The following is a 21,320-nucleotide window of genomic DNA, read 5'->3' on the forward strand; positions in this document are numbered from 1 at the left end:
TTTCTTCCCTGTAGAGCCATCTGCTCAAAAAAGGACTACACCGTCGGCCCCAAAATGTCCTTCATATCAACCGACGCCTTGCGGCGCACGGATTCATAGGCGGCCAGCGCCACCGCCGCGGAGCGCATGCCGTCTTCGCCGCTGATCGGCGCCTGCCCCCTCTCGCGGACGGCGCGGACGAAATCGAGCAGCATATAGCGGTCCATCCGGTCGCCCCAGTGGCTCCACTGCGCTTTGCCCGCTTCGTCGCTGTACACTTCGTTCTTCTGTCCGAACGCATCGACGCTGATAACGCCTTCCGTTCCGATAATTTCCATCGTCACGTCGCCCCAGAACGGGAACGACTTGCTGCGCGACCAGCTCGTGTCGAGCACGGCGATGACGCCGCTCTCGAACGTCACATGCACCATGCCCGAGTCTTCGACCGGCAGATCGTGGAACAGCGTGCCCATCTCGGCGTATACGCGCGCCGGTTCGCTGCCGAGGAACCAGCGCATCAGATCCATCACGTGCACGGTATGGTCGAGCACCGCCCCGCCGCCGGACAGCGCCGGATCGACGAACCAGCCGCCCGGCATGGAGCCGCGGTTCGTGCCTTTGATCGCGAGGATGTCGCCGACGGCCCCGCGGTCCACGGCTTCCTTCGCCTGCACGACGGCAGGCAGGTAGCGGCACGGGAACGCCGTCATCAGCAGGACGCCGTTTTCCTCGCTGGCTGCGATCATCGCCTGCATCTGGGGAACCGTCGTCCCGAGCGGCTTCTCGCACAATATATGCTTGCCCGCCCGGGCCGCGTGGATCGCAAGCTGCGCATGATGGATATTCTCGGAGCAGATCACGACCGCATCCAGCTCCGGCCGCGCGAGCAGCTCGCGGTAATCCTCATAATACGAAGCGCCGTGCGAGTCCGCCAGCGGCTGAGCCCGCAGCTTATCGCTGTCGGCGATGCCGGCGATTTCCACGCCGGGCATCGATGCCAGCTCGCGGAAATAGCTGCGTCCATGAGAATGGGCGAGACTGATGACGCCGATGTTCACTTTGGTTTGTTCAGACATGAAGGCTTCCTCCCTTCCCGCCGCGGGCAAATTCGTCCATCCGGACCGGCTGCCCCGACTTCGCGGAGGCGATCGCCGCATGGGCGATCTCCATGGCGCGGTAGGCGTCCTCCGCCGTCACGATCGGCTCCTCGCCGCTGCGGATGCAATCCGCAAAATGCTCCAGCTCGTAATAATACGGGTCATGATAGGCGGGGCTTTTCGGCACCGCCACCTTCGGCCCGTCCTCCGCCGATTGGCGGGACGCATGCACCCGCAGCGATACCGCATCATCCGAGTGGAAGCGCAGCACGCCCTTCGTTCCGGCAAATTCCGCCGCCGTCGTGAACGGCCCCGGATAGCCCCAATGGCCTTCCAGATTCGCAATCGCTCCCTGCTTGAAGCGCAGCGTGACGAGCGCGTAATCCGTCTCCTCCGTCACGCGGTTCAAGGCGAACACCGTGTCGACTTCGCCGAAGACACTGCGCATATAATCGATGTCGTGAATGAGCAGATCGAGAATGACGCCGCCGCTCTTCTCGCGGTCGTAATACCAAGCCTTCGCTTTGCCCGGATGACCGCCGATCCGCTTCGTATGCATGACGCCCGGCTCGCCGATGGCTCCTGCGCGCACCTTCGCCGCCAAATCCCGGTAGCTCGGGAAAAAACGCACGACCTGCGCGATGAACAGCCTGACCCCGTGCGACCGGCAGCCTGCGATGATGTCTTCGGCGTCCTCCAGCGTCGGCGCGATCGGCTTCTCGCAGACGATATGCACGCCCGCCCCGGCGGCCTGAAGCACGTACGGCTTATGCAAATAAGTCGGCAGACAGACGCTCAGCACATCCGGACGCTCCGCTTCGAGCATCTCCTCCAGACTTGCGTACGCCTTCGTGCCGTTCTCCTCGGCAACCTTCTCCGCCGTCGGACGATCCGCATCGCAGACGCCGACAAGCCGCACTCCCGGCACGGACGGCCAGTTTCTGGCATGCGTTTTTCCCATAATACCGCAGCCCAATACTGCTGCTTTCATAGCAACGCGCTCCTTTCCAACAAGGACGTTATTTTTGTTGACTATACCGTTCATACGCCGCTTGGTACGTTTTCATATATTGATCAAGGCCCATTTTTTGAATCGTCGCCACGTATTTATCCCACTCGTCGAACGAAGCGGTGCCGTTGATGAACTTGGCTTCCATCTCGGTTACATACGTTTGAATGTCTTTGCCGATTGACGACATAATCTCCGTTTCCGCATCGGTAAAGTTGAAGTTGTTCCAAATTTCCTTGACCGCGTACGGCTCCGCTTTCTTGCCTGCCGCCACCGATTCCGGAAGCGTCTCCGAGCCTTTGAAATATTTCTCCTGCACATAGCCCGGGTAGCTTCCGCCGAGCCAGGTGAAATTTTTGGCCAGCGCCTGATCCTGGGTCAAGCCTTGCGGATTTTTCGTAATCTCGTCCACATATTCCAGCTTGCCGTCGGCGCCCTCCCTGTAGGTCACGTCTTTTTGCCCCATGAAGTAAAATTTCGCTCCCTCGTCGCCGTAAAAATAATCCATCCAGCGCAAGGTCGCTTCCGGATATTTATTTTTGTTCGTAATCGCAAAGGCGCCCACATGCACCATCGGCACTTTCACCTGCGAATACAGCTGGTCGCCGTGCGGTCCCTTCAAAGCGCCGAGCCCGATATAGTTTTTCTGATTCATCAGCGTGGCCGGGTTCGGGATGACGGTGGAGCCGAGCACGCCCTTCTGCCCTTTGGCGTACAGCGCACTGTCCTTAATCGTGAAAATTTCCTTGTCGATTAATCCTTCCGAGTACAGCTTATTAATGAATTGCAGCACTTCCTTGTATTTCGGATCGGTTTTGGTGAACCGGAGCTTGTTCGTCGCAGGATCGACATCGACGTACGGATGCCCGAGTCCCCGGTTGCCGAGTCCCCACGCCCCTTTCAGCTGATTGATCAGATTGCCGATGCCGGCGCTGCTGTAAGGAATTTCATCCTTTTCGCCATTGCCGTTCAAATCGGTCTCTTTCACTTTCTTCAAGTACTGGTAAAATTCCTCCGTCGTCGCCGGTTCTTTTATCCCGAGTTTATCGAGCCAGTCCTTGTTCACCCACAGCGGCGTCCCGATCAGCATCGGCAGGAAGGTCGGATCGTAGAATGAAGGGAGCGAATAGATGTTGCCGTCGGGCATCGTCAAGCCTTTCTTGATGTCCGGATATTTTTCCATCAGCTGCTTGAAATTGGGCGCATATTGGTCGATCAGATCGTTCAGCTTGATGAACACGCCCTGGCCGCCGTACTTCGTCAAGTCCGCGGCCGACAGGCGCGCGGAATAGAAGGCGTCGGGATAGTCCCCTCCGGCCAGCACCAGGTTCTTCTTCTCCGTCAAATTCTCGAAGGGTACGAGCTCGAACGTCACGTTGATGTTCGACTGCTTGGCGTATTCCTTCCATACGAGCGTATCCTCGAATTTGCTGCCGTTCGTCGGCGACTTGCCGGTAAAAAACTTCAGCGATATCGGCGCATTCACGATCGGCATGCCGCTCTTGTTCACCCCTTCGGGGGCGCTTGCCGCTCCCTGTTTGCCGCCTTCGCCGGCGCTGTCCGCATTGCCGCTGCATCCGGCGAGCATGGTTCCAGCCATCGTCACGGTCAGTACGGACGCCATCCATCTATTGTTTTTTTTCATATATTGCTCCTCCTTCAATAGTCCCTCATATCATTATACCGCTGCATTCGGCATTACCCTTTCAGAGCGCCGACCATCACGCCTTTGACGAAATATTTTTGCAAAAAAGGATACAGCAGCAGCACCGGCAAATTCGCCACCATCACGGCCGCAAACTTGATCGCCTCCGCATCCATAATGCTTCTTGCCAGCGAATCGTCGCTGACGTCGACCATCTCCTGCATTTGACCCTGCACGAGAATTTCCCTTAAGATCAGCTGCAGCGGATATTTGGCGCGATCGGTCAAGTAGATCAAAGCGTTAAAATACGCGTTCCAATGTCCTACGCTATAGAACAACACCATGACGGCCAAGATCGGAACCGACAGCGGCAGCACGATCCGCACCAGCGTCTGCATATTGGAGCAGCCGTCGATGGAAGCGGCTTCGTGAATCTCGCCTGGAATGCTGCTTTGAAAAAATGTGCGCATGATGACGATGTTCCACACCGACAAGGCCGACGGAATGACCATCGCCCAGTACGTATTGAGCATGCCCAGCTTCTTGATCAGAAGATAGGTCGGCACCATTCCGCCGCTGAAAAACATCGTGAACAAAATCAGCGCCGTAAACACATGGCGTCCGTAAAACTCTTTGCGCGACAGCGGGTAAGCGGCCGCCACCGTCATGATCAGGTTGATGGCGGTTCCGACGACCGTGTACGAGATCGTGTTCATATAGCCCGACAATATCTCTTTGTTCTGCAAAATGCGTTCGTAGCCGACCAGGGTGACGCCCTTCGGCCACAGCCATACTTCGCCGCGAATGACCGCCTCCGGACTGCTGAAGGATGCTATCAGAACGAAGAACAGCGGGTACAGCACCGCCAAGCTGACGACAATCAACAGCGTATGAATGAGCGCGTTGACCCATCGGTCGGATCGGCTTTCCAGCATAGATTTCTCCCCTCCTTTACCATAAGCTGGTTTCGCTGACTTTGCGGGCGATCCGGTTTACCGTCAGCAGCAAAATAAAGTTGACCACCGAATTGAACAGGCCGACGGCTGCGGAATAGCTGAATTCCGCCCCGAGAATGCCGCTGCGGTACACGCTGGTCGAGATGACGTCGGATGCGGCCATGTTCAGCGAGTTTTGCATCAGGAACACTTTCTCGAATCCGACGCCGAGAATCGACCCGACGTTCAGAATAAGCAGCACGATGACGGTCGGCATAATCCCCGGCAGATTAATATGCCAAATGCGGCGCAGCCGGCTGGCCCCGTCTACCCGGGCGGCTTCGTGAAGCTGCGGATCGATCCCGGACAGCGCAGCCAAGTAGATGATCGAGCTCCAGCCCATTTGCTGCCATACGCCGGACCAGACGTAGATCGACTTGAACCAGCCCGGCTCGGTCATGAAGGAAATCGGTTCCCCGCCGAACAGGCGGATGGCGATGTTGACGAGCCCCGTTTCCGGAGAGAGGAACATCATGATCATCCCGACCGCAACGACCGTGGATAAAAAATGCGGCGCATATGTCACCGTCTGCACAAATCTGCGGAACAGGCTCGACTTCACCTCGTTAATCATCAGCGCCAGCACAATCGGCACGGGAAAGCCGACGATCAGCTGATACAGTCCGATGCCCAGCGTATTTCGGATCAGCCGCCAAAAATAGAAGCTGTCGAAAAACCGCTCAAAATGTTTAAACCCGACCCATGGACTGCCCCAGATGCCTTTGGTTGCGATAAAATCTTTAAAGGCGATTTGCACGCCGTACATGGGCACATATTCAAAAATGATGAAAAATGCCAGCACCGGTAAAAACAGCAGATACAGATCGTAATTTTTTTTGATGCGCTTGAAAGCTGTATTCATGTTCACCTTCCTTTCTTCCCCCTTGCTCATGGCAGTCACCTGGCCTGCTCCCCGACCCGAATCATAAGCCCGTCAAGCCCGCTTTGCCTATAGACCTTTCTTTTGTTTTCGGGCTTTACCTTCGTTTCTAAAAAAGTGATAAGAATCTAAAATTTTGCTCCTTCCCTCGCAAAAGCGCTTCCTGTAAGATGGAAGAGATAACCAAGCCGTCAAAGGAGCGCGTCCCGATGTATCAAGCTCAGCCCAAAAAAACATCTCTGTTCGTCACCATCCTGATCAGCTTTTTGGTCATTGTGCTGCTGTTCTTCGCTCTCGATATGGTCGCTTTCGTGTTCTTCAAAAGCAAATATCAGGACGAGCTGATCCGCTATAACCGACTCACCTTGCAAAATACGGCGGAGCGGTACAACACGCATTTCAATCGGATTAAGTCCGTGCTCTACCAATCGTACAACGACACCGACGTCGTCGGCTTCAATCGCCAGCTGCTCACGAAGGACGAGAACGATATCGACTATCTGCAAGGCAAAAAAATTATCGGTTTGCTGCGCGCCGAAGTGTTCAATCCGCAGCTGTACCTGGACAATATGATCGTTTATTACAATTCCAAGTCGATGACCTTCGACAAGGACGGCAGCAGCCAGGCCGAGGATCAATACAATCTGCTGTATACGAGCGAGCAGTATCCGTTCGACTCCTGGAGCAAGCAGCTCGCCGAGAGTCCGAACTTCTCCATCCTGCCGGTATCGGATTTTTACACGGGGTGGAATGTGCCCGAGAAGAAATCGCTTTTGCCGATCAGCTTCAAGCTCCCGGACAGCAATTATATGATTACGGCCTTTATGGATATCGCCAAGGCGCAGGAAGCGTTCTTCGACGATACCGATAACGCCCGCCGGTTTATGATTATCGATAAGAACGGCACGGCTCTGTACCCGGCTGCGGGAGAGTGGTCCTCGGGCGATTTGCCGGCCTTTTCTCCGGGGAGCAATTATGTACTGGAGGACGGCTATTATTATTTCAAGGAAACCGACGCGGACGGGATCACTTACGTCACCACCGTGCCCAATGCGGCCATCGCCTCCCAGCTCAACCGGCTGATGGTTACGCTGTTGGTGCTGTTTATTTTGTCGCTGGCTCTCGGTATCGCCGTTTCGTTCTATTACAGCAAGCGGATTAACCGCCCGGTGAAGCAGCTGATTTCTTCGATCGTCAACGGCTCGTCGTCCGAACTGATGAAGGCGGCCAGCTCGATCAGTGAATTCGCCTTTATTCACAACAAAATTATGGATCTGGTCAAGGAAAAAAACGTCATTCAAAGCGAGCTGTCCAGCAAGCAATCGATTCTGAAAAGCTACAATTACATCAACAAGCTCAAAAGCATCAATACCGACATCAGCGAATGGAAAGACTTCATGGCCGCCGAGGAGAGCTTCACCATCGTCCTCTACCTGCTGCGATTCCGCTCAGGTCCGTTCGACGATAATCTGATCAAAAAAGAGCGCGCCGCCTACTATTTCCGGGAGCATATCGCGCTGATCTTCTCCGAGCGTTTTCCCGGCTGCCATACGTTTCAAATGGAAAAAAATCAAATTCTTACCGTCATTACCGGCCGGCAGGAGAAGGAACAGATCGCCGAGGTGCTGCGCGAGCTAAAGATCGTCTTCGACCGGGACAAGGACTACAGCCTGTTCACCGTCGCCGTCAGCTCTTGGTTCGAGCATTCGACCCAGTTCAATCACGCGTACCGGCAAGTGCTGGAGATGGTCAAGCAGGCGAAGCTGGAGGAAGAGACGCAGATTATGCTGGAGAATAGGGCCGTTCCGTCCGCCTCTACGCTCAGTCCCGCCCAGGATCAGGAGCTGAACGCCCGGCTGCAGGCCGGCGACGAATCCGGCTCGCTGGAGCTCGTCGTCCGCTTTCTCGACGATATGTATGCGAAAGAGGCGAGCATCACGCAGTTCGCTTCCTTCGCCGGATGGCTCGAAGCCAAGATATGGAAGTTTATGGATTTGTACGGTATCGGGCCCGGCGCCTCATGGCCGCTCAAGCCGCTGATGCAGCAGTTGAAGGAATGCTGCACGCTGGAGGAATATAAAAAAACGTGCCGGGACATTCTGAAGCTGGTCGCGGCGCTGATTTCGGAGAAAAAAGAGGAAAGCGATCCGATCGTCACGTTCGTGATGGATCATCTGCATACCAAGTACGGGGACGATTTGTCCCTCGATTACTTGGCCGATAAGCTCAATATGTCGAGCGCTTATTTATCCGTCTATATTAAGGAAAAAACCGGCGTCAACTTCAGCGATCATCTGAACGACATCCGTATCCGCAAGGCGCAGGAGCTGCTGGCGGGCACCGATTCCAGCATCAACGACGTCAGCGTGCAGATTGGGTACCGCAATATTACGTCGTTTAACCGGATGTTCAAGAAGTGGACCGGCATGACGCCGAGCGAATACCGGAGAAGCGCTATGGTCGCCCAGCGGTAAGCTGCGGCGGCCGTAGCGGCTGCGGCTGCAGCTGTAGCTGCGGGCAACCGGGCCGATCGCAACCGGTAAAGCGCCGCGGTGTCCGACAGCGGCTGAAGGCGAAGCAAGAGGCTCCCGGACAGGCCGGCGGCAGCCTGTTAGGCCTCCAGCTCCTTCATCTGAAGAACGACCGGGCAATGATCGCTGCCCATCACCTCGCAGGCGATTTGCGAATCTTCCAGCGAAGCGGTCAACCGGGAAGAAATAAGAAAATAGTCGATCCGCCATCCGATATTCCGCTCGCGTACCTTCGGCATAAATGACCACCATGTATACGCATCGGTTTTCTCGGGGTAGAGATGACGGAAGCTGTCGACGAATCCGGCCTCCAGCAGCTCGGTCATTTTTCCCCGCTCCTCCGGCGTGAAGCCCGAATTGTTCCGGTTGGACTTCGCATTCTTCAGGTCGATCTCTTCATGCGCCACGTTCAAATCTCCGCAAACAATTAGCGGTTTCTTGGCATCGAGCTGCTGCAGATAAGCCCGGAACCGTTCTTCCCACTCCAGCCGGTAATCCAGCCTCGATAAGTCGCGTCTCGCATTCGGCGTATACACATTGACCAGATAAAAGTCCTTGAACTCCATCGTAATCGTCCGGCCTTCCGGCTCGCTGTCCTCTTCCAGACCGTACCGTACGGAAAGCGGCTTATGCTTGGAAAATACGGCCGTGCCGGAATAACCCTTCTTCTCCGCATAGTTCCAATACTGCTCATAGCCTTCAAGATGCTCCAGTTGAATTTGCCCTTCCTGCAGCTTGGTCTCCTGAATGCAGAACAAATCCGCGTCGACCGCTTGAAAGTAATCGTTGAATCCTTTGTTAACACAGGCTCTCAACCCGTTGACGTTCCATGATACGAGCTTCATTCTCTTAATCTCCCAACTATAACGGTTTCTTTTCTATTACATAGTATAGCATACCAAAAAGCCCGACCCTAAGAAGCATCGGGTCAGGCTGGGTTGCAATCAAATTATCTATATTTTGATCGTTAATCCCAACTTTCCTTGTATTTATAATCACAAATCGGTTAAAATGTTAATAATATATTACATCCCTTTGGAAAGTGAGGTTTAGTCATGGCGAAAACACCTTTCACACCTGAAAATTTACCTTTAACCGGCGAACGAATTAACCAGCTAATGTTCCTTCGGGAATTAATAGAAGCCAATAAAAAGATTGCCCAATATCAGGTGCTGCTTCAAAATACAAAGTTACCTTCCCATTTATTATTAAACCCCGTCATGCTGAATGAAGCGGTGCAGTCAACCAAAATCGAGGGCACCCAAGTCACTCTCGATGAAGTTCTTGAAGTTGAAGCCCATAGCAGAAAAAATAATAAAGATATACAAGAAGTACTCAATTACTACCATGCGCTCCGGGATGGAATGGACAATCTCGCCGTTCTGCCGATCTCCACGCGGCTTTTTAAAGCTATGCACGTAACACTAATGTCAAATGGCGTTCGTGGAAGCAATCGTTCTCCGGGTGAGTATAGAAAAATCCAAAACTTTATCGGCCCTGAAGGCTGCACCATGGAAACAGCAACATACATTCCTCCGCAGCCTCAACTGGTCGATACTTATATGAATAATTTAGAAATATATATTAATAATCCTCAGGATCAATTGGATGAACTCGTTCGAGCCGCCATCATACACGCACAGTTCGAAACGATTCATCCATTTCTTAATGGAAATGGGAGAATCGGACGCATTTTGATCCCTTTGTACTTATTCAGCAAGAATGTTATCGATTATCCTAATTTCTTTTTAAGTGAAGCATTGGAAAGGGATAAGCATAAATATTATCGATTTCTTAATGATACACGGTATAAAGGCGACTGGAATCAATGGATTCACTTTTTCTTAGAAGCGATCATACTTCAGGCAAATAAAAATATCCAATTAATCAATGATGTTAATCGCTTGTATGAGCACGATTTGAATTTAGCTCAATCTCTAATTAACAGCAGCGGTGTAAAAAAGTTAATTGATGCCATATACCAAAAGCCCATTTTCACAGTTCAGACGATTTCTTCAGCGGCAGAAATTCCGGAAGCCACTTGCAGAAGATATCTATCTATTTTGGAATCGCAGAAGATTATATTTTCTGACGGAAAAACGCGTTCCAAAACCTATTATTATTATAATCTCCTTGACAAACTACGCTAATAGATCATAGTAGCCCTTCGCTTTTAAGCCGGCTTGATATATAATCCCCCGGCATCATACCAAAAAGCCCGACCCTAGGAAGAACCGGGTCAGGCTGGGATGACGACGGACATCTCGTCCGGCTGAACTATCGTATCGGCTGCGCAGCAATCCGGCTTCAGCGCCGGTTACTCTAACGCAGTAGTCAAATCTTTGATCCAAGGCAAACTCGGCAGCGGCTCGATATGAACCTCGGATTCGGGAACCGCTCTAATACTGCACAGGTAACCGGCCTTGCCGTTCACGACGGCCATACATTCCTTACAGGCATTGGCCGATCGGCAGGAATATCTGACCGATAACGAAGTGTCCTTATGCTCGCGAATCCAGAAGATCGCGTCCAGCAGGCTCATGCCTTCATGATACGGCACCTCGTAATCTTCGATTGTTCTCCCCGCCTCCGCATCGCCGCGGACGACATGCAATGTTACGTAAGACATTGATTTATCCCCCTTTGCTGGGAAGTGTGGTGAAAAGGTTCGCTCCGGCCGCTTGCTCCGCCGGTTGCTTAGGATCTTGCCGGTCCGGGCAGCGGAATTTCCTCCATCGACCATCGGCCCGCGGCATCCAGCCGGAACTTCGTGCTGACCGCGGTCTCATAAGCGTGATTGTGATCAAGACGGGTGTGCGCGCCGCGGGATTCCCGTCTGGCGAGCGCCCCGGTAATGATCGTTTCGCTCAATTTCAGCATATGAACGAGCTCTATCTTCTCTACCAACGTCAGCGCGTAATAGTTTTGTCTGGCCAAGGCGATATTGTCCACACGTGCGGTGAGCTCGCGCAGCTCCTCCAGCGCGCGGGTCAAGCCGGCTTCCGTGCGCAGCGGCCCCGCGCCTTCCCACATCAGCTTCTGCAGCTCGCGCTTCACCGACAGCATCGAAGCTTCGTCCCGTTCAACCTGGCGCGGATGCCAGAGCCGTTCCAACCGCTCCAGCTCGGCTTGCAGCCGGCCGGACGGCGCCTTCGGCTTGGCTTGAGCGGCCGTCTCCGCGGCAATGCGCCCCGTCACCAGCGCTTCTGTAATCGCGTTGCCCGACAACCGGTTGGCTCCGTGCATGCCGTAGATCAGCTCGCCGCAGGCAAGCAGCCCGGGGACGGTCGTTTCCATCCTGCTGTTGACGCGAATCCCGCCCATCGTGAAATGCGCCATCGGCGCCACCTCGACCATATCTTTGGTCAAATCGACGCCTTGATTTTTCAAAATAGGGATGACCGGTCCGAACGCTTCTTTCAATCGCTCCTCCGGCACCATCCGAAAATCGAGATACGCTCCGCCGTGCGGCGTCCCTCTCCCGGCTTCGACTTCCTTGAAGATGGCCAGCGTCGTCTGGTCGCGCGCCGCCGTATATTTGCCCGCAACTTCATTATTGTATTTATCCATAAATTCTTCGTGTTGGCCGTTCAACAGGCGCCCGCCCAATTTATAGCGGAACGGGTCCCACATAATCGGGTCGATCCCGACGAGAGGCGGATGCAGGTGAGCGATCGGGAAAAACTGCACCATCTCCATATCCCGCAGCTCCGCTCCCGCTTCGGCCGCCAGCATAAACCCGTCGCCCGTCATATTCGCCGAGGCGCTGTTTCTTTCATAGATTTCGGTCAAGCCGCCGGTCGCCAGAATAACCGCATTCGCCGCGATCGTCACAGGCCGGAATTGTTCCATCGCAAATCCTACCGCGCCGACGACCGCTCCGTCTTCCACGACCAGCTTCGTGATCATTATATTTTTGAGCCGTTCGATGGCTTCGTCTTTCCAAATCGCTTTTCTCAGCCCCGCCGACGTCGCGCCGCCTGTGTTCAAAATGTCCACATATACGCAGCGCCGCCGCGAATGACCCGGAGCCACGACTTGGGAATGCTTCCCGTCCGGCGTTCTCGCCCATTTGACCCCGTAGCTCTCCGCCTCCAGAATGAGCTCGGGTCCGCGATCCACAATCGTCCGCACGATATCCGGATCGGCCATTCCCCGGCTGCCGTTCATCGTATCTTCAAAGTGAATATCCGGATGATCTTCTTCCGCTTCTCCCAGCGCAACCGCGACGGTCATCTGCGCCAATATGGTCGCGCCGCCGCGGCCGACCAGGCTTTTATCGGCCAGCACCACTTTCGCCCCTTCGAGCGCGGCCGCTTTGGCGGCCATCATGCCGGCCGCGCCGGAGCCGATTACCAAAACATCCGTGTTGATATGCAAAGGATTCATCATTGCGCGCTCCTATCCGTGTCAGGAATTGTCGGAAATGGTTTTTCCGATCGATTGAACCGTGATGCCCGCTTGCCGCAGCGATTCGTTAATCATCCGGGCAAATTCGAGCGCGTGCGCTCCGTCGCCGTGAATGCAAACCGTATCCGCCTGAATGAGGACATCCGTATTTTGCCTTGAAAGCACTTTGCCTTCGTTGACCATGCGGATGACCTGCTTCACAGCCTCCCGGTCGTCCGTGATCATCGCATCCGGCTGTCTGCGCGGAGTCAGCGTACCGTTGTCCTGGTACGTGCGATCGGAGAATACTTCGCTCGCCGTGCGCAGCCCGGCCTTCTTCCCGGCCTTGAGCAGCTCGCTGTTCGCCAGCCCGAACAAGATCAGCTCGGGATCGACCTTATAGACCGCTTCGGCGATCGCTTCGGCCAAACCGGGGTTGACCGCCGCCATGTTGTACAGCTCGCCGTGGGCTTTCACATGCTGCATCGTACCGCCTTCGGACCGGACGAATCCCCATAGCGCGCCGATCTGGTATACGGCGATGTCGTAAGCTTCTTGCGGGGAGATGTCCATCTTCCTCCGGCCGAAGCCGATCAAATCCTGCAAGCCCGGATGCGCGCCAATGGCTACTCCGTTCTCCAGCGCCAGCTTGACCGTCTTTCTCATCGTGCCGGCATCCCCCGCATGGAACCCGCAGGCGATATTGGCGGACGTGACATACGATAATATTTCCTCGTCTCTGCCGAGACGGTAAGCGCCGAAGCTTTCTCCCATATCGCAATTCAGATCCACATATCTCATGAAAATGCCTCCTTAAAAGAAATACATTTGAATGCTCTTTCTCAAATTGCGCAAATTCCATTCCATCAGCAAATACGATTCTTGAGCCTCAATAAGATCCGCCTGCCTAAACCTTACGCTGCTGCCGATTTGCGCCTGCGCAAGCAACGGCAAGTCCGCCGCAAGGACCTGCGCTATCTTCGGATACCCTCCCGTCGTTTGCCGGTCGGCCATCAATACAATCGGGTTCCCGTCCGGCGGAACCTGAACCGTTCCGAACGTCACCGGCTCGGACAGCATGTCCAGCGGCTCCCGCAAGTACAGCGGCTGCCCCGCGAGCCGGTAGCCCATCCGGTCCGATTGAGGCTGAACTTTAAATTCCGCCGAGAACAGGGCCTCCAGGCCCGCGGCATCGAATAAATCGGATTGCGCGCCGGGCATGACGCGAATTTCGGGATTCGGGTTATAGGCGGGCATCATTTCGTAGGATACGCGCCATTTTACGGATTGAAAGGCCGCATCGCCTGCATCGGCATGAAGCCGCCGCATTATGTTCTCTCCGAGCTCCGTTGCGTCCTTAAGCCGCAGCCGGTCGCCTTCCTTCAGCGCCCGGCCCTCCAAGCCTCCGAGACCGGCACGCAGATAAGTTGAGCGGCTGCCGAGCTGCTCCGGAACGTCGAAGCCTCCCGAGACGGCGATATAACAGCGGCAGCCTTCGCGGGAAGAGCCGAGCAGCAGCGTCGCCCCGGCGTTTACATACACCGGTCTCCATAGAGGCGCCGGAACGCCGTCGATGGATGCGGTAAAGCCCGGTCCGCAGACGGCGATCAGCGCAGGCGCTGCAAAATATAACGTCGGGCCGATCAGCGTCGCTTCCAGAGCGGCTTCCTTCGCGTCATTGCCGACCAGCAAATTCGCCGTTTGATGCGCGAAGCTGTCCATCGGCCCGCTCACAATGACGCCGTACTTTTGGTAACCGTACCTGCCCGCATCCTGCAATGTCGTGAGCAGGCCGGGCTTGCGAACATGAATCGTCATCGGTTTATTCCCTCCACTGGTCATACTCCTTGCGGGTGATCGGGTAAAATCGTATCAGATTCCCCGCTTCGAGCAAGGTGGGAGGCTGCCGATCCGGTAAAAACAAAGAGAGCGGCGTGCGCCCGATCAGCTGCCAGCCGCCCGGCGTTTCGATCGGATAAATGCCGGTTTGTTCCCCGGCGATGCCGACCGTTCCCGGCGGAATGGCAAGACGCGGAGACGGCTTGCGAGGAGCCGCAATCCGCTTATCCATTCCTCCCAGGTAAGGAAAGCCGGGAGCGAACCCCAGCATGTAGACCAAATAGCGTCCGCCGGAATGAATCCGAATTACTTCGTCCGTACTGAGTCCGTTGATCTCCGCCACATGCTCCAAATCCGCCCCGAATTCGTCTCCGTAGCAGACGGGAATGTCGACAACCTTAGGTTCAGGCACCGAGCCTTCATTCAACTGCTCCACGATCGCAAGCAATTGATGCTTCGCAATGTCATACGGATAACGCAATTCTCCTTCTGGCGGCGCCATGCCGTCATTCAGAAAAAGCCGCACAGGGTCGTATACGACCGTAACCGAAGTAAACGCCGGGATAAATTCAACCATTCCGTCGAACGGATGCTTGGCCAAATGATCGGACAATACTCGGACCTTCATATGGGTCTCCTCATCCGCCCGCTCTCCCAGCTTCACGGCAATGGCGCTTTCCCCTAGCGGGGACATTTCTACATATCGGATAACAACAACCCCTTTACTTTTAAGAAGCGATTCCTTCGCTTTCCACATCTTGTCCGATCGGTTCCCACTTGATCAGCAGCGTCGCAGCGAGCCCGAGGAAGGGTACGATCGCCAGCAGCAGCAGCGTATTGTATAAACCGGCTGCAGCGAGCACGACGGGAAATAGAAAGAAGCCCAAAATACTGCCGACGCGCGTAATGCCTTGTCCGAATCCGGCGCCAAGTCCTCTAAGCTCCGTAGGATACGACAGCGTCGCCATCGTCATCCCTTGCGAGCCCGGTCCGAAAGCATGACCGAATATAAAGGCTGCAAGCAGCACGGCCGAGACGCCGACGTAAGAATTCCCTGTCGTCCCCATGAGCAGCAAACCGATAACCGCTATCACGTAACCGACAATCGACAGCTTGCGGACGCCCCAGCGGGTATTGAGGGATGCGCCGAGAAATCCGCCGAGCGCCCCGAACAAATTGAACACAATCGTGCCGATGATGGCGTAGATGACGCCTTTTCCGAAAATAATCGTCGAAATCGTCGGGATATAGAAGCCTACGGCGAAATATTCCATACTTTGCGTAAAGGTAATGATCGAAGCGAGTATGGTTCTAAGTTTGTATTTCCCCCTGAAGATTTCGGCGTAAGACAGCTTCGCCTTGCTCGGCGCATCGGGGGCGCTTTTGGCGGCCGGATGAACGCGAACTTCGATTTGATACGTTTTGCGGATCACGTTGGCGCTTTCCTCCAGCGACAAATGATGAGCGGCCCATAAAGGACTTTCGTTCATATAGAAATACCGTAAAAATAACACGATGAGTGCAAACACGCCGCCCAGACCGACAGACCATCTCCAAATATATTCATGCTGATTCAAAAAATAAAACGGCAGTGCAATCAACCCGGTAACCGAAGCGGCGCTAAACCATAGAGGGCACCATAATGTGACATTCGCGCCTTTTTTCTTCATATTGCTGTATTCCGCAATGAAGCTTAAAGCTACGGGAATATCAAGACCGACCCCGATGCCCATGAGCAGACGGAAAAAAACGAGCCAGCCGAAGTTTGGCGAGAGGGCTGCGCCGAATGCGGCGAACACCATCAAAAACAAATCGATCAAGAACATTTTATTACGGCCGAATTTATCCGTATAGTACCCTCCGAATACAGCCCCCAATAAAGAACCTACGGCCATAATGGCCGTCAAGCTTCCCAGCTCGACCGCCGTCAAACCGAACTGCTGCTGCAGCTGGGCGGTGCCGATTCCGATGCTCGTGAAATCGTAAGCGTCTACAAACACGCCCGCCAGCGCCAGCAAAATAATTTTGAATCCCGGCTTGCTTACCGGATTGGAGTTGATGAAATCGACGATGTCACGTCTGCTCCTGACTTCCAATACTCGCGCCTGCTCATTCATCTTGTCATTGACTCCTTCTTCGATTATTTGTTCCGATTTTCGGAACTGTAATTCCGTTTTTCAATCCATATATATACGATCATTATAGTCGGTATTTAACGAAAATCAAGAAAAACTTTTGCACCCGATTCATTGCATGACGGCAGCGGCCATGGAGTTCCCCCATCATTCAGTGTATACTTGATTTACGAAAGGAAACGCCAGTCAATATTGCAAAATCGTCATCAGCCAATTCGGGAGGAACCGTCGCAACGTGCAGAACAAAAATAAAACCGTCGTCAGATCGATGGATATTCTTAACCTTTTCTTAGATCGCTTCAAGCTGAGCATGAATGAAATCGTACAGCTCTCGGGTATTCCCAAAACTTCCGTGCATCGAATGATCGGTTCGCTGGAAGACATGGGCTTTCTTCATAAAGACAAAGACGGGTATTACTCCCTCGGGTTGTTGTTCCTTCAATTCGGAAATCTGGTCGCCGAGCGGCTGGACATCCGCCGGATCGCTTTGCCGGTGATGGAAAAGCTGCGGGACGACATCGGGAACGCGGTCCATCTCGTCCTCAGGGACGGGCAAGAATGCATATACATTGAAAAACTGGATACGAATCATCCCGTTCGGCTGTTCACCAAAATAGGCAAAAAAGCCCCCCTGTATGCCGGAGCATCCTCGCGGACGATTCTTGCTTTCATGCCTGACGATGAGCGGGAACGCTACGTCGATGAGATTGAACTATTGCCGATCAGCTCCGGAACGATGACCGATAAGGATGCGCTGCGCGCCTCGCTGGAGCTTACCCGGCGACGGGGCTACAGCTTCAGCCGTTCCGAGCTTGAAGATTATACCGCCGAGTTAAGCGCCCCGATCTTCGATCATACGGGACAAATTATCGCCGCGCTCAGCTCCGCAGCGCTCGAAGTGCAGTTCGGGGAGGAAAACCTGCCTGAACTGATACATCAAGTCAGACAGGCCGCCGCAGAAATATCGCGGAGGCTCGGCTGCAACGAGACGAGATCATTCGGCTAATCGTAGAACAAATCCCCCAAAAGTGACGTGATGCTCTGAAGCTTATTCCGTCCGCCGCATCCAGCCTAAGCTGGATCGGCGTCTAACCCTTCCTCTGGGATCGTTCTATGGGTAGACTTTCCTTTCGGGGGAGCCCCCCCGGATATCCATAGGAAATTGCTGCGCATCATTTCCTAAACAACAAAAAAAGGACAAGCCCGCCATCACAGCGACTTGTCCTTTTCTCTATCCGGTTCCGCGCTTACGGCCGCTTGGCCAAGCGGATCACATTCCAGGAAAACTTCGGCAGCGAGGCGACGACGAAGCCGTCCTTCCCCCCGGCGTCGCCGCGGTTGTGAGGCTGCACCTGCCCGCGCGCGGCCGCGGTGTTCCGCGCCTTCGCGTCGTCGTTCTCGAGCACGATATGCTCGATGACCCGGTACTCCTGGAAGTTGCGGATATCGCATTCCAGCAGCAGCGACTCGTGCAGATCGCGATTGACCGCGAAGATGGTCAGCTCGTCTTTCTCTTCGTTATATACGGCCGTAGATTCCAAATACGGCACATCCGTAAAGTCCTTGCTGTCATACAGCGGCGAAGAGACGATCGGATTCAGCGCCGCGCCTCTGCCGTACACCGACGCATGCATGTACGGATAGAAGATCGTCTGCTTCCACGCGCCGCCGCCCTTCTCCGTCATGATCGGAGCGATGACATTGACCAACTGCGCCATGCAGGCGATCTTCACGCGGTCGGAATGCTTCAGCAGCGTGATCAGCATGCAGCCGACCAGAATGGCGTCCTCGAACGTGTACACATCCTCCAGCTGCGGCGGCGCGATTTGCCAAGGGTCTCTCTGGCTGTCCGCATCATGGGAATGATACCATACGTTCCATTCGTCGAACGACAGATGGATCGTCTTTTTGCTCCGCTTCTTGGCCTTGACGTAGTCGCAGATCGCCGCCACCGAGCGGATAAAAGCGTCCATATCGAGCGATCGCGCCACGAAGTTGGCCGTATCGTTATCTCTGTTGCCGTAGTACGTATGCAAGGATATGTACTCCACATGATCGTAAGTATGATCGAGCACGGTCGCTTCCCAATCGGCGAACGTCTTCATCGCGCGGCTCGAACTGCCGCAAGCGACCAGCTCGATCGTCGGATCGACCCATTTCATTACCTTGGCCGCCTCGCAGGCGATGCGTCCGTATTCCTCCGCCGTTTTATGCCCGATCTGCCACGGGCCGTCCATTTCGTTGCCAAGGCACCACGTTTTGAACTTATGCGGCTCCTTGTAACCGTGCTTGATACGAAGATCGCTCCAATAAGAGCCTGACGGATGATTGCAGTACTCGACCAGATTTCGCGCCGCATCAATCCCGCGGGTGCCGAGGTTGACGGCCATATTGACTTCGGAGTTGACCTTCTTCGCCCAGTCGGCGAACTCGTTCGTTCCAACCTCATTGGTTTCGATCGTTTTCCAGGCCAGCTCCAGCCGGCGCGGACGATCCTCCTTCGGACCTACGCCGTCCTCCCAGTTGTAGCCGGATACGAAGTTGCCTCCGGGGTAACGGACGAGCGGCACGTTCAGCTCCTTCACCAGCTCGATGACATCTTGGCGGAAGCCCTGCTCATCGGCGAGCGGATGCCCCGGCTCGTAAATCCCTTCGTAGACGGCGCGCCCCAAATGCTCGATGAATGAGCCGTAAATCCGGTTATCTATGTTCGAAATGATAAAGTCTTTGTCCACAATCATTTTGGCTTGTTTGCCGCTCATTGAAATGACTTCCTCTCTCGTTATCCTATGGGTATAAATAATGGCGAAAGCTCCCCGTGTGCGCACACGTTTTTAGGTAAAAAAGAAGGATGGCGATTTCATCGCGGCCTGCGGTCCATCTATTCACCATGGTTTTAAGGCCGTGGCTGGAAGCTTCGACCGACGCCGGTACTCTCCGATCGCTGCGGAAGTCTGCCCGCCCTCATCGTGTGCGCACACGGACGTGAGTAAAAAACAACCGCCGGATCATATCGAAGCTCCGGCAATCATGCGATAGGGCAGCAGCGGCACCGGCGCCGCCGATCCTTGCTCGATGTGCTCCACCAGGCAGCGGACCGCTTGCAGGCCGAACTGCTCTACATCGTACTCTACCGTCGTCAAGGCGGGCGTTACATATTTTAGCACGTCGATATTGTCGAAGCCCATCAGGCCGACGTCCTCGGGAATGCGAAGCCCTCTGCCCTTCAAATGATTCATCACTTCCAGCGCGTAAATATCGCAAGAACAAACAATCGCCGTACGCGGCTCGCCGCCGCCGAAGCTCATCCGGCCGATCGCCCCAACGTAGTCTTTGTCCGTGACAATGACGGGCAATTCGTCCATTCCGAATTCCTTCAAGCCTTCGAGACATCCGGCGAAACGTTCTTCCTGAGTAAAAATATTGGTTTTCCCTTGATAAGACAGCGGCGGGCATACGTATACGAACCTTTCGTAGCCTTTGCCGCAAATGTATTGCACGGCTTCCTTCATCGCTTTCCGGTCGTCGATACCGATATAGCTCCAATCGCCGGACACCCGGTTGCATACGGTAACGACCGGAACGTTCAAGCTTTTCAAATAACGGTCGAACGCTTCTCCGTAATTGATCGCAAAGATGATGATCCCGTCCACCTTGCGGTGGAGCAGATGCTCGATGCATTTCTTCTCATTGCCGGGGTCCTTGTTCGTCAGCACAAGGTCGACGAAATAGCCCTGCCGCCTGGATTCGGCTTCAATGGCATTCATAAGCTGGGCGAACGAGCGGTTGTACAGATCGAACAGCACGACGCCGATGGTCATCGTTCTTCCTTTGGCCAGGCTTCTCGCCATATAATCGGGCTGATAATTAAGCTGTCTGGCTACCTCGATGATCTTCGCTTTCGTTTTCTCGCTAATTCCCGGGCGATGGTTCAAGGCTCGGTCGACGGTACCGGGAGATACTCCACAGATGACGGCGATTTCTTTGATTGTAACTCCCATAACTCCTCCTGCACCTCTGGCTGCCGCAGGCATGGTCCCCATTGCTCTTCAGCATGCTCTTACTTCTTTTCGTGTGCGCACACGTTCATTGCTAATCTCACTATAAACCGATCCATTTCAGGAGTCAATATTAAAAAGTACGGCGATTGCCGCGCGACCTGGGGTCGATAAGGGGTTCACTCGCTGCTGCGGAGATCGCCGTCTGCAAAGTCGAACGCTTACGCTTCTCCAGATTTAAACGGCCCCTCCGCTATTTTTTCACCACGCTTCTAAGAGGATGGTGAAAAACGCCCACTTCGCATGCGAAAGCATCTTCCGATCGCTCTTGTTCCCGGATTTCTTGAATAAGTAAGCCCGTGTAACGGGGGAAATCCGAGAACAAAGGCGAACGCTTACGCTTCTTCAGATTGCTCTCGCTTAGCGAAGTTTGCTTTTTCACCACGCTTCTAAGAGTCTGTCCGACGGAGTTACTTTTGTAGGTCCCTTCGGAGTAAGACTCGGTTTTCAAATGATTTTTCATCACGATTTGAGTATAATCACTGTGTCTTTCTTTGCCTTTGTGGGAGTTACGCCGCTTTTTTACGTTTTTGGGCAGACCTCTCCCGTTTATACACCGTGGATGGTTTGGGATATTTGGCAGAATGAAGCTTTCTTAAATTATAGCTTAAAGCCAAAAGGACGAACTCACCCTCAACCTTATCTTCGCCACGGAGGTGAAACTGACGAAAGCCCTGACATTCTTTCATTTGCCCCCACGCGGGTTCCACGATGGCTTTACGTAACCGGTAAATGTCTTTACCGGCATCGCTTTGCACTTTGG

Annotated in this window: 18 protein-coding genes; 3 read left to right on the forward strand and 15 right to left on the reverse strand. The window is 54.2% G+C overall.

Annotated features, from left to right (window positions below):
- Nucleotides 1–35: 35 nt before the first annotated feature.
- The 5 genes from N0M98_RS09245 to N0M98_RS09265 are packed head-to-tail and all read right to left on the reverse strand — an operon-like array spanning nt 36 to nt 5,587.
- Nucleotides 36–1,055, reverse strand: a complete 1,020-nt coding sequence (locus tag N0M98_RS09245; protein WP_249861688.1) for a Gfo/Idh/MocA family protein — start codon at nt 1,053–1,055, stop codon at nt 36–38.
- On the reverse strand, nt 1,048–2,067 hold the full coding sequence (locus tag N0M98_RS09250) for a Gfo/Idh/MocA family protein (protein ID WP_259617637.1): 1,020 nt from the start codon (nt 2,065–2,067) through the stop codon (nt 1,048–1,050). The genes N0M98_RS09245 and N0M98_RS09250 overlap by 8 nt, the downstream gene beginning before the upstream one ends.
- A 28-nt stretch (nt 2,068–2,095) precedes the next feature.
- Nucleotides 2,096–3,730: an extracellular solute-binding protein gene (locus N0M98_RS09255; protein ID WP_259617638.1), complete on the reverse strand. Its 1,635-nt coding sequence runs from the start codon at nt 3,728–3,730 to the stop codon at nt 2,096–2,098.
- 53 nt (nt 3,731–3,783) lie between these two features.
- The gene (locus N0M98_RS09260) at nt 3,784–4,665 is read right to left on the reverse strand and encodes a carbohydrate ABC transporter permease (protein WP_259617639.1); all 882 of its coding nucleotides are present in this window, start codon (nt 4,663–4,665) and stop codon (nt 3,784–3,786) included.
- Between the two features lie 16 nt (nt 4,666–4,681).
- Nucleotides 4,682–5,587, reverse strand: a complete 906-nt coding sequence (locus N0M98_RS09265) for an ABC transporter permease (RefSeq protein WP_259617640.1) — start codon at nt 5,585–5,587, stop codon at nt 4,682–4,684.
- A gap of 227 nt (nt 5,588–5,814) precedes the next feature.
- On the opposite strand from N0M98_RS09265, the gene N0M98_RS09270 reads away from it, so the two are divergent.
- The gene (locus tag N0M98_RS09270; RefSeq protein WP_249861683.1) at nt 5,815–8,079 is read left to right on the forward strand and encodes a helix-turn-helix domain-containing protein; all 2,265 of its coding nucleotides are present in this window, start codon (nt 5,815–5,817) and stop codon (nt 8,077–8,079) included.
- 137 nt (nt 8,080–8,216) lie between these two features.
- On the opposite strand, the gene N0M98_RS09275 is transcribed toward N0M98_RS09270, so the two are convergent.
- Nucleotides 8,217–8,981: an exodeoxyribonuclease III gene (locus N0M98_RS09275; protein WP_249861682.1), complete on the reverse strand. Its 765-nt coding sequence runs from the start codon at nt 8,979–8,981 to the stop codon at nt 8,217–8,219.
- Between the two features lie 210 nt (nt 8,982–9,191).
- On the opposite strand from N0M98_RS09275, the gene N0M98_RS09280 reads away from it, so the two are divergent.
- Nucleotides 9,192–10,286: a Fic family protein gene (locus N0M98_RS09280; protein WP_249861681.1), complete on the forward strand. Its 1,095-nt coding sequence runs from the start codon at nt 9,192–9,194 to the stop codon at nt 10,284–10,286.
- A 167-nt stretch (nt 10,287–10,453) separates the two neighbouring features.
- Here the strand turns inward: N0M98_RS09280 and N0M98_RS09285 are convergent, their stop codons facing one another.
- The 6 genes from N0M98_RS09285 to N0M98_RS09310 form a co-directional block, all read right to left on the reverse strand.
- Nucleotides 10,454–10,765 carry a 2Fe-2S iron-sulfur cluster-binding protein gene (locus N0M98_RS09285; RefSeq protein ID WP_249861680.1) on the reverse strand — a complete coding sequence of 104 codons (312 nt, stop codon included), beginning with the start codon at nt 10,763–10,765 and terminating at the stop codon, nt 10,454–10,456.
- Nucleotides 10,766–10,833: 68 nt separating this feature from the next.
- Nucleotides 10,834–12,528: an FAD-binding protein gene (locus N0M98_RS09290; RefSeq protein ID WP_259617641.1), complete on the reverse strand. Its 1,695-nt coding sequence runs from the start codon at nt 12,526–12,528 to the stop codon at nt 10,834–10,836.
- A gap of 18 nt (nt 12,529–12,546) precedes the next feature.
- Nucleotides 12,547–13,326 (reverse strand): LamB/YcsF family protein, encoded by a 780-nt coding sequence (locus N0M98_RS09295; protein ID WP_249861678.1) that lies wholly within the window; start codon nt 13,324–13,326, stop codon nt 12,547–12,549.
- A 12-nt stretch (nt 13,327–13,338) separates the two neighbouring features.
- Nucleotides 13,339–14,343, reverse strand: coding sequence for a 5-oxoprolinase subunit C family protein (locus tag N0M98_RS09300; protein WP_259617642.1), 1,005 nt, complete (start codon nt 14,341–14,343; stop codon nt 13,339–13,341).
- A gap of 4 nt (nt 14,344–14,347) precedes the next feature.
- Nucleotides 14,348–15,121, reverse strand: coding sequence for a 5-oxoprolinase subunit PxpB (gene pxpB, locus N0M98_RS09305; RefSeq protein ID WP_259617643.1), 774 nt, complete (start codon nt 15,119–15,121; stop codon nt 14,348–14,350).
- Nucleotides 15,093–16,481, reverse strand: a complete 1,389-nt coding sequence (locus N0M98_RS09310) for an MFS transporter (RefSeq protein WP_259617644.1) — start codon at nt 16,479–16,481, stop codon at nt 15,093–15,095. The genes pxpB and N0M98_RS09310 overlap by 29 nt, the downstream gene beginning before the upstream one ends.
- A gap of 253 nt (nt 16,482–16,734) precedes the next feature.
- On the opposite strand from N0M98_RS09310, the gene N0M98_RS09315 reads away from it, so the two are divergent.
- Nucleotides 16,735–17,505, forward strand: coding sequence for an IclR family transcriptional regulator (locus N0M98_RS09315; RefSeq protein ID WP_249861674.1), 771 nt, complete (start codon nt 16,735–16,737; stop codon nt 17,503–17,505).
- Nucleotides 17,506–17,746: 241 nt separating this feature from the next.
- On the opposite strand, the gene arfA is transcribed toward N0M98_RS09315, so the two are convergent.
- From arfA to N0M98_RS09330, 3 genes are all read right to left on the reverse strand, one after another.
- Nucleotides 17,747–19,261 (reverse strand): arabinosylfuranosidase ArfA, encoded by a 1,515-nt coding sequence (gene arfA / locus N0M98_RS09320; RefSeq protein WP_249861673.1) that lies wholly within the window; start codon nt 19,259–19,261, stop codon nt 17,747–17,749.
- A gap of 246 nt (nt 19,262–19,507) precedes the next feature.
- Entirely contained in the window at nt 19,508–20,500 is a 993-nt protein-coding gene (locus N0M98_RS09325; protein WP_259617645.1) for a LacI family DNA-binding transcriptional regulator, read from the reverse strand.
- 566 nt (nt 20,501–21,066) lie between these two features.
- The coding region (locus N0M98_RS09330; RefSeq protein ID WP_259617646.1) for a transposase at nt 21,067–21,320 on the reverse strand (254 nt) is incomplete at its 5' end.

This window comes from Paenibacillus doosanensis (assembly GCF_025060755.1).
GTDB lineage: Bacteria > Bacillota > Bacilli > Paenibacillales > NBRC-103111 > Paenibacillus_S > Paenibacillus_S doosanensis.

Excerpts from the sequence above, each read along its gene's own strand:
- N0M98_RS09245 (WP_249861688.1), bottom strand. The coding sequence starts at position 1,055 with ATGTCTGAACAAACCAAAGTGAACATCGGCGTCATCAGTCTCGCCCAT.
- N0M98_RS09250 (WP_259617637.1), bottom strand. The coding sequence starts at position 2,067 with ATGAAAGCAGCAGTATTGGGCTGCGGTATTATGGGAAAAACGCATGCC.
- N0M98_RS09255 (WP_259617638.1), bottom strand. The coding sequence starts at position 3,730 with ATGAAAAAAAACAATAGATGGATGGCGTCCGTACTGACCGTGACGATG.
- N0M98_RS09260 (WP_259617639.1), bottom strand. The coding sequence starts at position 4,665 with ATGCTGGAAAGCCGATCCGACCGATGGGTCAACGCGCTCATTCATACG.
- N0M98_RS09265 (WP_259617640.1), bottom strand. The coding sequence starts at position 5,587 with ATGAATACAGCTTTCAAGCGCATCAAAAAAAATTACGATCTGTATCTG.
- N0M98_RS09270 (WP_249861683.1), top strand. The coding sequence starts at position 5,815 with ATGTATCAAGCTCAGCCCAAAAAAACATCTCTGTTCGTCACCATCCTG.
- N0M98_RS09275 (WP_249861682.1), bottom strand. The coding sequence starts at position 8,981 with ATGAAGCTCGTATCATGGAACGTCAACGGGTTGAGAGCCTGTGTTAAC.
- N0M98_RS09280 (WP_249861681.1), top strand. The coding sequence starts at position 9,192 with ATGGCGAAAACACCTTTCACACCTGAAAATTTACCTTTAACCGGCGAA.
- N0M98_RS09285 (WP_249861680.1), bottom strand. The coding sequence starts at position 10,765 with ATGTCTTACGTAACATTGCATGTCGTCCGCGGCGATGCGGAGGCGGGG.
- N0M98_RS09290 (WP_259617641.1), bottom strand. The coding sequence starts at position 12,528 with ATGATGAATCCTTTGCATATCAACACGGATGTTTTGGTAATCGGCTCC.
- N0M98_RS09295 (WP_249861678.1), bottom strand. The coding sequence starts at position 13,326 with ATGAGATATGTGGATCTGAATTGCGATATGGGAGAAAGCTTCGGCGCT.
- N0M98_RS09300 (WP_259617642.1), bottom strand. The coding sequence starts at position 14,343 with ATGACGATTCATGTTCGCAAGCCCGGCCTGCTCACGACATTGCAGGAT.
- pxpB (WP_259617643.1), bottom strand. The coding sequence starts at position 15,121 with ATGTGGAAAGCGAAGGAATCGCTTCTTAAAAGTAAAGGGGTTGTTGTT.
- N0M98_RS09310 (WP_259617644.1), bottom strand. The coding sequence starts at position 16,481 with ATGAATGAGCAGGCGCGAGTATTGGAAGTCAGGAGCAGACGTGACATC.
- arfA (WP_249861673.1), bottom strand. The coding sequence starts at position 19,261 with ATGAGCGGCAAACAAGCCAAAATGATTGTGGACAAAGACTTTATCATT.
- N0M98_RS09325 (WP_259617645.1), bottom strand. The coding sequence starts at position 20,500 with ATGGGAGTTACAATCAAAGAAATCGCCGTCATCTGTGGAGTATCTCCC.